Annotated in this window: 5 protein-coding genes and 1 pseudogene; 1 reads left to right on the top strand and 5 read right to left on the bottom strand. The window is 42.0% G+C overall.

Features of this window, described 5'->3' with window-relative positions; translation table 11 throughout:
- The 4 genes and pseudogenes from ASU31_RS19100 to ASU31_RS19085 form a co-directional block, all read right to left on the bottom strand.
- Positions 1 to 535: pseudogene (locus tag ASU31_RS19100) on the bottom strand (RagB/SusD family nutrient uptake outer membrane protein); the annotation flags it as partial.
- An 18-nt stretch (positions 536 to 553) separates the two neighbouring features.
- Positions 554 to 3,634, bottom strand: a complete 3,081-nt coding sequence (locus tag ASU31_RS19095) for a SusC/RagA family TonB-linked outer membrane protein (RefSeq protein ID WP_057933877.1) — start codon at positions 3,632 to 3,634, stop codon at positions 554 to 556.
- 32 nt (positions 3,635 to 3,666) lie between these two features.
- Positions 3,667 to 4,557 (bottom strand): carbohydrate kinase family protein, encoded by an 891-nt coding sequence (locus ASU31_RS19090; protein WP_057933876.1) that lies wholly within the window; start codon positions 4,555 to 4,557, stop codon positions 3,667 to 3,669.
- Positions 4,558 to 4,578: 21 nt separating this feature from the next.
- Positions 4,579 to 5,910 carry a sugar porter family MFS transporter gene (locus ASU31_RS19085; protein WP_057933875.1) on the bottom strand — a complete coding sequence of 444 codons (1,332 nt, stop codon included), beginning with the start codon at positions 5,908 to 5,910 and terminating at the stop codon, positions 4,579 to 4,581.
- A gap of 336 nt (positions 5,911 to 6,246) precedes the next feature.
- Between ASU31_RS19085 and ASU31_RS19080 the strand changes: the two genes are divergently transcribed.
- Positions 6,247 to 9,021: a substrate-binding domain-containing protein gene (locus tag ASU31_RS19080; RefSeq protein ID WP_057933881.1), complete on the top strand. Its 2,775-nt coding sequence runs from the start codon at positions 6,247 to 6,249 to the stop codon at positions 9,019 to 9,021.
- 482 nt (positions 9,022 to 9,503) lie between these two features.
- On the opposite strand, the gene ASU31_RS19075 is transcribed toward ASU31_RS19080, so the two are convergent.
- Positions 9,504 to 10,919: an arylsulfatase gene (locus tag ASU31_RS19075; protein WP_083505433.1), complete on the bottom strand. Its 1,416-nt coding sequence runs from the start codon at positions 10,917 to 10,919 to the stop codon at positions 9,504 to 9,506.
- Positions 10,920 to 10,921 lie beyond the last annotated feature (2 nt).

Raw genomic sequence — 10,921 nt, 5'->3', positions numbered from 1 at the left:
TGTTGGAAATCGACGGATAGTCGGCCTTTGCCATATTCTCATCGATAAAGGGAACATATTTGAAAAGAATCTTTAGCAGAAAATAAAAATGTCCTCTCAAAAAGCGAAGTTCTCCCTGGCGTTGAACCTTGTTTGGATAATCAGTGGCAGACATGGCATTAACTCTTCTCAACGCATCATTGGCTCGACCGACACCAACATACAGCCTGAACCAAAGCTGGTCGATAAGCGCATTATCAGGCCTGTTAAGGGAAAATGTTTCAAACAAATGGAACTCTGACAGATCCCCGGGGCCATCCCCTCCTTTATAGGTGTCTCCTCCACGAACGCTTCCATACGGCCACATACTGGAATATGGAGAAGTATAGTGATCATTTCCAAGTGCAGAATAAGCTGCAATAACCATTTTATCAATATTCTCAGGAGTATTCAGATCATCCCCCGAAACTACGCCCTGTGCTGGCTCGTCAAGTGCTTTTTCGCATGAGAAGAATAGGGTAGCGAAGAATGCCAGTATATATATTAATTTTTTCATCTTTTGATATATCTAATTTTACAATGTAATATTTACCCCAAGGGTACCAACAACCGGCACAGGAAATCCATAATTGGGAATCTCAGGATCAGTACCAGTAAAAGATTTGCTCTTTATGGTAAACAGGTTACTGCCCTGAACGAATATCCTGAAGTTCTGTATTTTCATATTCAGTGCCTTTTTAAGATTATAACCAACCTGCAGATTGCGCAGCTTGAGGTAAGATCCGTTTTCAATAAAGTAAGTAGAAAACCTTCCTTCATTATTGCGGTCTACAAGCGTGAGCGCAGGAATGGTAGAACCTGGATTTGAAGGACTCCAGGCATTAAGTGTCCTGCTGCCCCAGTTCGTACCTGTCCAAAGTGAAGAAAAATCGGTGTAGGTCTTAAAGTCGTTCACCACGTCCACATTGATGGCCTGTAGGAAAAAACTCATATCGAAGTTCTTATAGCTAAGGGAAACATTCAGTCCATAGGTGAATTTAGGACTATTGTCGCCTATAAAGTCGCGGTCCAGATCGTTAATCACGCCATCATTGTTTAAATCTTTATATTTAATCCTGCCTAATCCTTTTCCAGGCTGGCTGGCATAAGCATCCACTTCTGCCTGTGAAGTAAAGAGGCCATCGGCAACATATCCAAAATAGGAGTTTATCGGCCTTCCGAGTACGTTTTTGTCGGTACCATTGCCTGGATAGGAAGCCAGTACATCTTTAGGCAGATCGGTCACCTTGTTCCTGTAGAGCGAAAAGTTACCCGTCAGGCTGAAGCTAAAATCATCACCAATCTTATCTTCATAGGTAAGAATCGCATCAAGCCCCTTGTTCTGAAGCGAAGCCCCATTACTATACCTGTTTCCTCCATCTCCAAGTATAGCCAGGTAAGCGGGACTGATTAGAATATCTGAGGTTTTCTTAATAAAATAATCAACAGAACCAGTAAGTTTATTGTTCCATAAACCAAAGTCCAAACCAAAATTCGACTCTCTTAAAGACTCCCATTTCAGGTTGTCGTTGCCCTGTTGAATAAGGGTAAAACCAGATGGCAGCTGACCTGTGCCTGCACCTGTGATATCATATGCAGTACCTTTATCAAAGTCCCACGTAGGGTCAGTCCCGTAAATAGCAGAGTATAGCGAGCGTGTAGCATTGTTAGGGATTTCCTGGTTTCCAGACCGTCCCCAGCCGTACCTAAGCTTCAGATCAGAAAACAGACCTAGATCCTTGATAAACTTTTCTTCGCTCATCCTCCAACCAAGTGAGAAAGCTGGGAAAGTACCGTATCGGTTATCTTTACCAAAACGCGAAGAGCCATCTCTTCTCAAAGTTACAGAGGCGATATAACGGTCGTTGTAACTATAGTTGACCTTACCGAAATAAGACAATAGTTTGTTTCCTGCCCCACTTCCACCGTTGAGGGTATTTGAACTACCTGCATTAAGGTAGGCATAATCAATATTTTCTATTGCAAGCCCTTGTCTGCTTGCAGAAAACTCCTGACTGATGTTCTTTATGTATTCCTGACCGGCGAGTATTTCCAGGTTATGTTTATCCTTGGTGATCTTATAGTTAAGGGTATTCTGCCAGATGATATTACCCTGATAGGTCTGTGCATTGCTAACCTGGTTTGCAGGATCAGCCAAAAAGCCCGAAACATATGATTTTTTTAAAAGGCGCTGATAGCTACCGTTATAATCTACACCAAAATTTGTCCTGAAGTTCAGTCCAGGAATAATCTGGTAATCTGCATATGCATTTCCAAAGAGCCTATAAAAATTGTAATCATTCTGCTTATTGTCTTCTATTAGTCTAACCGGGTTCTGTCTATCGGTCATTCCTGCCGCAGGGCCTCCCCATCCTCCGCTTGTGGTATATACCGGCACAATAGGTTGCTGTACGAGCGAGGCAAATAGAATATCGCTTGATGGGATCTGGGCATTCTTAATGTAGCTTGCTGAAAAATTCTCCCCAATCTTTAACTTGCCGTCTAGATAATTGTAATCAGAATTGAATCTTGCAGTATATTTTCGGCTTCTTGACTCTTTTACGATACCCTTATTATCGTAATAACCCACCGAAAAAAGACTGTTTCCCTTTTCACCGCCATTGGAAAGGGCTGCATCATAGGACTGAATAATCGAATTTTGTGCAATCTCATCAAACCAGTAAGTATCTGCAGCCTTCATAGTCTTTGCCGCATCGATATACTCTGGAAAGATTACACGGTTAAGCACAGGATTGTTAAAGTTATTATTCCAGTCGTACTGATAAATCTGGTTATTATTGGGGTTGGCCTTATCGTTTACAGCCGCCTGCCAATAGGCACGGCCTCTTTCCTCGGCATTAAGCGTTTTAAGTTTGGTGGCGTAATTCTGAATGGATGTCGAGGCATTGAAGTCGATCTTTGAATAGCCTTTTTTCGCTTTTTTTGTAGTGATGATGATTACACCATTCGCTGCGCGTGATCCATAAATAGTAGCCGAAGATGCATCTTTAAGCACCTGAATAGATTCAATGTCGTTCTGGTTTAGCTGTTCCAATCCGTTTTTGGTTGGTACTCCATCGATTACGTAAAGCGGGTCGTTATTGCCCAGGGTTCCAATGCCACGGATTCTTACCGTTGCCTGGCCAGTTGGAGAACCGTCGGTGGTAATCAATACCCCCGGAACCCTTCCCTGAAGAGACTTTACAGCATTACCAGAAGGGATGTCCCTGATCTTCGAAACATCAACTACATTGACCGCTCCGGTGATGTCTTTCTTGCGTTCCTTTTGGTAACCTGTTACTACGACCTCGTTGAGCTTATTGATCGCGATGTCGAGTTTGACCTTAAGATTGGCCGATTCTGCAGTAATCGGAATGGTTAATGGTTCAGCTCCGATATAAATGAACCTAAGCGACTGACCGGCAGAAGCTTCAATTTTAAAACTACCATTAGCATCAGTGGTCACCGTTTTTTGGGTACCTACGATAACTACAGTTACAGCCTCCAGAGGAAGGGATTCATTGTCGGTGACAACGCCACTGATTACCCTGGTCTGGCCAAATGCCAGGCCCGTTACCATACAGGCAAAAAGCCAGGTAAGGAAAATTTTTCTCATAAAATTCAGATTTGGTTAGTATTAATGTTCAGTTAAAATATTTCGTCAATAAACTTTTTGTATTCTTCAATCTCATACTCCGGACAGCCCCCCTTTTTGGTGGCGATAAAAGCGCCCATTCCGATCGCATTTTTTATAATGGTTTTTGGTGCCAGTCCCAATTGGTGATTGGCAATGAAGGCTGCAAGAAATGAATCTCCACTCCCAATGGTATCGTTAACCTTTACCTCAGATCCCCAGGCGTGGTAGGATTGATCCATTCTATAATAGGAAGCCCCAAATTCTCCTTTAGTTACGATTACCTCTGGAACACTGAAGCGTTCCTGTATAAAACGGACCTGCTCTCTCTCATTTATGAACCTTCCCCCGAAAAGAATCTGGGCCATATGTAGCTCCGACTCGTTAAATTTTATGATATCTGCCCGTTCCATCAGATTTGCCAAAAGGCTCTTATCAAAGAAAGGAGGGCGGAGATTGATATCAAATACCTTTATCGCATCGCTTTCCAGGAATTTGAATAACGTCTCTCTGGAAAGCGTATTTCTGGAGGCCAGGCTTCCGTACACAAAATATGTGGATGGCTTCAGTGCACTATCGATCATGGACTGGTGATCGATAAAATCCCATGCCACGGGAAACACGATTTCATAGGAAACCTCATTTCTGCTGCCCACGCGGGCAATTACTTCACTGGTAGGGTGGATCGTATCGCGCTGAAGGAGGCTTTTGTTAATTTGCCAACCATCAAGCAAACGTTCCAGTTTCACTCCGTTTTCATCATCTCCGATTTTACTGATGATACTGCTGGACAGGCCAAGCTTATTGAGGTGATAGGCCACATTTAGCGGTGCACCACCTGGCATGCGCCCATCAGGCAGCACATCCCATAATATTTCGCCAAAGCATATAGCAGGTGTGATCATATTCTTGTCTTTCTTTTTTATTTAGTGCATTACAATTCCGGTCTCTATCTGCTCCAAAGATTTCCCTTTTGTCTCAGGCATCATTTTCCAAACGAATACCAGCTGCAATACCATCATGGCACAGAAAAAGAAAAATATGTTTGCACCTCCAAATGACTCTGCCAGGTAAGGAAAGCAGAATGCAATTAGTGCCGCCATTACCCAATGGGTAGAACTGCCGAGTGTTTGCCCCTTTGCCCTGACCTGATTTGGAAAGATCTCTGAAATGAATACCCAGATAACTGCCCCCTGCGAAAAAGCAAAGAAAGCAATGAAGAGCATTACATAAATCGGGATTTCAAACCCACTGGATGAACCACCTAGAAATGCAACTGCTACAAGTCCAAGAGAAATGATCAGTCCGAAAGAGCCAATCAGCATCAGTGTTTTTCTACCAACTTTATCTATTATATTGATCGCAAGAAGCGTAAATATAAAATTGACCATTCCGATACCAACAGTTGATAAAAGTGAAGAATGCGCACCAAGCCCTGCCATTTCAAAAATTCTCGGTGCGTAATAGATAATGGCATTTATGCCAGATACCTGGTTAAAGAAAGCAAACAGCACGGCCAGGATAATAGGCTTGTTGTACTTTCCTGAAAAAAGTCCATCCGAAGATTTATCCCGCTGCATATCCTGTCCGGATTTCTGTATAGCGGCGAGCTCCTCATCACAGTTTAATGGATTTATGATGCGTAGAATTTCCAATGCTTTATCGTATGCACCACGCTTAAGTATAAGCCATCTCGGACTTTCAGGAATAAAGTAGATTAGCACAAGGAATATTATAGATGGAAATGCCTGAACACCAAGCATCCATCTCCAGGATGCCTCTCCTCCCTGGCTTAGCAAATAGTTTGAAAGATAAGATATCAATATTCCCAGTACAACATTGAACTGGAAAAGCCCTACAAGCCGCCCTCTTCTATGAGCCGGAGACACCTCTGAAATATAAATGGGAGCAGTAACAGAAGATATGCCCACACCTAAACCGCCTAAAAAGCGAAATGCTAAAAAGATATACCAATTATCTGCCAGCGCGGTACCAAGTGAGGAAAGTAAGTATGCCGCAGCTACGAAATAAAGTGTATTTTTTCTTCCGAAATAATCAGATGGGCGGGATCCTACCAGAGAGCCGATTACCGTACCGATAAGTGCAATAGATATGGTAAGTCCATGCGAAAATGCTGAAAGGTTCCAAAACTGTTGAATGGATTTTTCAGCTCCTGATATAACGGCTGTATCGAATCCAAACAGAAAGCCGCCTAGGGCTACGACCATGGACCAAGCCAGGACGGAATGTTTTTTCATAAGGGTTTATTTATTGGTTGAGGATTGCAAATTGGTCAAAAACAGGAAGGGAGGATAACAAATCTGTTCCAAAAAAATACAATCTTGAAACATCTGTTAAAACATTGACTAACAGATGATTAAAATTTATTATTTTTGCCTGATCTGATATAGTTATACTTTTGAAACATCAATATTAAGATTTTGATGCATCTGCACCTTTCATCCTACCACTCGCAGCCGAGCGCCAATTCATTAAAGTTTCAAATTTGATTATCTTTAAAATTATTTTGTTACAAACAGGATCCTAACCAGATACAACCGGTGCCAGACACTGCCCTTATTAAAATGATAAATATGACCGCAAGACTTCACTTCCTTCATAGGATACTTATAATGGTCATCCTAACGGCTATTCTTTGTGGCTGTAGCAACAAGAAAAAGGAAGCAAAATATGTTATAGGATTTTCACAATGCGTTGGCTCGGATCTGTGGCGGAGAACCATGCTGGAAGAGATGAAAATGGAGCTTTCGTTGCATCCGGGTGCCACATTGGTATACAGAGATGCGAACAACAGCAATAGAAAACAAATCTCACAGGTAGGGGAATTATTAAAAATGAATATTGACCTGTTGATTATATCTCCTAACGAGGCCCGGCCGCTCACTCCAATCGTTGAAGAGGCTTATAATAGTGGTATCCCTGTGGTTATTATTGATAGGAAAACATCATCTTCGGCTTATACTGCCTATGTCGGTGCAGACAATTATCAGATTGGCAAGATGGCCGGACAGTATGTATCCGGTCTGCTTAAAGGGAAAGGAAATATTATGGAAATTATGGGACTTCCAGGTTCCTCTCCCACAATAGAGCGCCAGAGAGGATTCGCCGAAGGACTCCAAAAATCTGCTAATATTAGGATTTCGAATCAGATCTATGGAGATTGGTTAAAATCGCACGCTATTGACGAGCTGTTGAAAATGAATGAGACATTGCGTACCACGGATCTAATTTTTGCTCATAATGATCAGATGGCTTCTGCAGCCAGGGAAGCGTTAGATAAACTCGGAATAAAAAGGAAGGTGGCCATTATTGGGATAGATGCGCTACCTGGACAAGGGGGCGGTCTTCAAATGATTGATGGCAAAGTGATAGATGCCAGTATGCTTTATCCAACGGGAGGAAAAGAGGCAATTTCAACAGCATTCCGTATCCTTGGAAAAGAATCCATCCTCAAAGAAAATATCCTTCAGTCTGTGGTGATAGATTCATCGAATGTTCAGCTCATGAAACTGCAGTGGAATAAATTTAGCAGCCAGCAGAGAGATATCGAACGGCAGCAATCACTCCTGGCTGAACAACGTTCTTTATTTGACAACCAACAGCTTACATTAAACGTCACCGTGGTTACGCTGGTGCTCTCTGTGGTTTTCGGGGGACTGGCTTTTTTCTCCCTACTGGAAAACAGGAAGATCAACAAAAACCTGGAGGCGAATAACCTAGAAATCCTTAACCAGCGTAATAAGCTTATTGAGATGTCTGAAAAGGCTAAAGAGGCGACAGAGGCCAAACTGAACTTCTTCACCAATATATCTCATGAATTCCGCACGCCCCTTACCTTGATACTCTCTCCCCTGGAAGATCTGATTAATAATGAAAAAATTAATGCCCTTGCAGGAAAAAACCTGAAGCTGATCAATAAAAATGTTTTTCGCCTGTTGCGCCTGATCAACCAGCTCATTGAGTACAGGAAGATTGAGTATGGTAAGATGCGCATAAGATCGACATCGAACAATATTATAGATTTTATTACTGACATCATTGAGACCTTTCAGCTCGCTGCAAAAAAACAGAACATAGACCTCAGACTCTTCACTAAAGAATCGGATATAACAGTATGGTTTGACGTTAACATGTTCGATAAGGTAATTTTCAACCTGATATCTAACGCACTAAAATTTACTCCAGCCAATGGAATAGTTCACGTTACAGTGAGTAAAGACGATGCTCATATCTCCATCAAAGTGGAAGACAATGGACCTGGAATGGATCAGGAAGAAATCCTCCATATATTTGAACATTTTTATCAGGCAGACTCGAACGCAAGAAAAGGATCTGGATTGGGCCTTTCCCTTTCGAAGGAACTGATGAATCTTTTACATGGAGACCTAACCGTAGAAAGCAGGAAATGGCACGGTACTATTTTCACCGTCACCCTGCCCCTTGGGTCATCACACCTTCGGGAAGAAGAGAAGCATACCCAACAGGCGGAAAGAGAAGAGCTTTATGAAAATGCGAAAATTTATACGAGCGAACTAGAGCATCTCAAGAGAGAAAAGAACCATGATTTGTTGCGTGAATTAAAGGAACGGTCGGTATTGATAATCGAAGACAATGCAGACCTTCTGCATTATCTGGCTGAGAAACTTGATGAGGAATACGAGGTATTTATTGCAAATACCGGAGAGAGCGGGATCACTTCTGCCTACGAGCAAGTACCAGATCTGATCATCTGCGATGTGGTACTGCCAGATCTTTCGGGGAAGAAAATTACAGAGAAGCTCAAATCCGACATTCGTACATCCCATATTCCCATCATCCTGCTCACCGCACAGGGCAGTGTAGAACAGCAGATCAATGGCTTCGAGAGTATGGCAGATGCCTATATCGTTAAACCTTTCAATTATGAATATTTACTGGCTACTGTGCGGAACCTCATGAAAAACAGACTCCTGCTAAAGTCTCATTACACAAGCGATATCAGTTCCGGAAATAGGCAACCTATTTCAAAAAGCCTGGATAAAAAATTTATAAATGATTTTTCCGGTCTCGTGGAGCAGAATCTAGGCAATGAAAATTTCAGTGTAGAGGAGATCAGCAAAGCCCTGGGGGTTTCAAGGGTTCAGCTATACAGAAAAGTAAAGGCCTTGCTGGATTGCAGTGTAACGGACTACATCGTAAACAGAAGGCTAAAAAAAGCAAAATTTCTATTGATCAATGAAAGGTATACAATCGCAGAAATCACCTATATGGTCGGATTCTCCTCACCAAATTATTTTTCGACGGTATTCAAATCGAAATATGGCATGAGGCCAAGTGAGTTTAAGAGAAACCAATTCCCAACCCAATAGCCAAACATGAAAATGGGCTCCATTTCATCTTCAGACTTAGCGCCTGTTTAAATTTTATTATAAATTATTAGTATGTCAGTCTGTCCAAAGGACTCCTGTGGAGAGCGTAGTCGAAGACCCGTTTTTCGATATATTAAAAGCAATCGACTCCGCTACCATTGACAGACCTCCATAGAAAGGTCGTCATTGCGAGGAGGAACGACGAAGCAATCTTTCATACTAGTGATCCTTTCTATAAAGATTGCTTCGTCGGCTGAAAAAGCCTTCTCGCATCCGATAGCTATCGGATGACGATAATCGGAGGAGATTTAATCTTTTAAATTCTCCTATCATTTATATTGATTTTTATACAATAAATTACCCTCAGGGTGACAAAAACGTTAGATAAAGTAAAATAATTGCATCAAACTTAAACAGGCTCTTAAACTATTTTAATTATAAACCGTTAGTTCCCGATCGAGCATAAATGGAGAAAACTGCCTCTATTTTACCGTCCAGTAAGGCGAATCTGTTCTGGCGGTTAAAAGATAATCCTCAATTTTCTTCACAATATCAGGATGGTCAGCAGCCACATCATTGGTTTCGCCAATGTCTGTTTTAATGTCGTAAAGTTCGAGTTTATGATGTCTTTTCACCCCTTTCCACCGACCATAACGCACGCCCTGCTCAAAGCCCAATTCAAAAAACTCCCAATATAGAAAACGGTCGGTTTTAACCTTACCGCCCTTAATAACCGGATATACACTAGTGCCGTCTGTACGGAATCCGGTAGTTTTACCGGCAATCTCTCCAAAAGTTGGCATAATGTCAGGGAAATACCCAGGCACATCACTTGTTTTCGGCGCATTTTTAATAAAGGGCGCCCACGCAATAAACGGAATCCTGATCCCTCCATCGTACATATCCCTTTTGTACCCTTTAAGTTTACCGTTCGAATCAAAGAATTCGGATACCGCTTTCAGCTGACTGGTAGGCTCCGACCTTGGGCCATTATCTGATGCAAAAAACACAATTGTATTCTCCGACAGGCCACTTTTGATCAGGTAATCCTTTATTTTACCTACCGACTGGTCTAAATAATACACCATAGCCGCATAGGTCTTCATATCTTCAGGCCAGTTTTTATTCTTATAAATGGCCTGGTCTGGCACATCCAGCGGTGAATGCGGATTATTAAAGTTCAGCATTAAAAAGAAAGGCTTTTTGTTATCTTTTTGTGTTTCCAGATAAGCCAGTGCTTCATCTGTACAGATATTAGTTTCATAATAGCCTTTTCTTGCATTGGTATTAGGATCAACTGTTACAAGTTTTCCATTAATGTAACGGTGATCAGGCCAATAGGTGCTTGCATAAGTTGAGGGAATATTAATCAGCCATCCCGAAAATTTATCGAAGCCCCTTTGTAAAGGTGTAGCGAGCGAATCATATCCATCTACATGCCATTTTCCAACCAATGAAGTATTATAACCGGCATCCTGCATCAGGTTTCCTATAGTATAATCATCCTTGGTAAGATTGGCCCGGTACACCACATTTTTCCCTTTTTTCCCCGCAAGTCCTCCTTGTTCGGTTGCATTACCCCTAATTGTAGCATGCCCGGTGTTGAGACCCGTAAGAATAGATCCCCGTGAGGGTGAACAGACCGGAGCACCGGCATAAAAATCGGTAAATCGCGTTCCCTCATTGGCCAGCTTATCGATGTTGGGTGTGAGGATCTGTTTTTGCCCGTAAACACCAACATCTCCATAACCCAGATCATCGGCCAGAATAAAAACAATGTTGGGCTTTTGCCCAGCCTTTCGCTGGGCAAATATTGCTCCACTATACAGCAACGAAAAACCAATGATGATTAAACTTCTTTTGATCATTTTATTGAATTGAAACCTTATTCTTCGCATAA

It is taken from the genome of Pedobacter ginsenosidimutans (assembly GCF_001442625.1).
Taxonomy (GTDB): Bacteria; Bacteroidota; Bacteroidia; order Sphingobacteriales; family Sphingobacteriaceae; genus Pedobacter; species Pedobacter ginsenosidimutans.
Note: the sequence above shows the minus strand (reverse complement) of the source record. Positions and strands in the feature narration are given on the sequence as shown.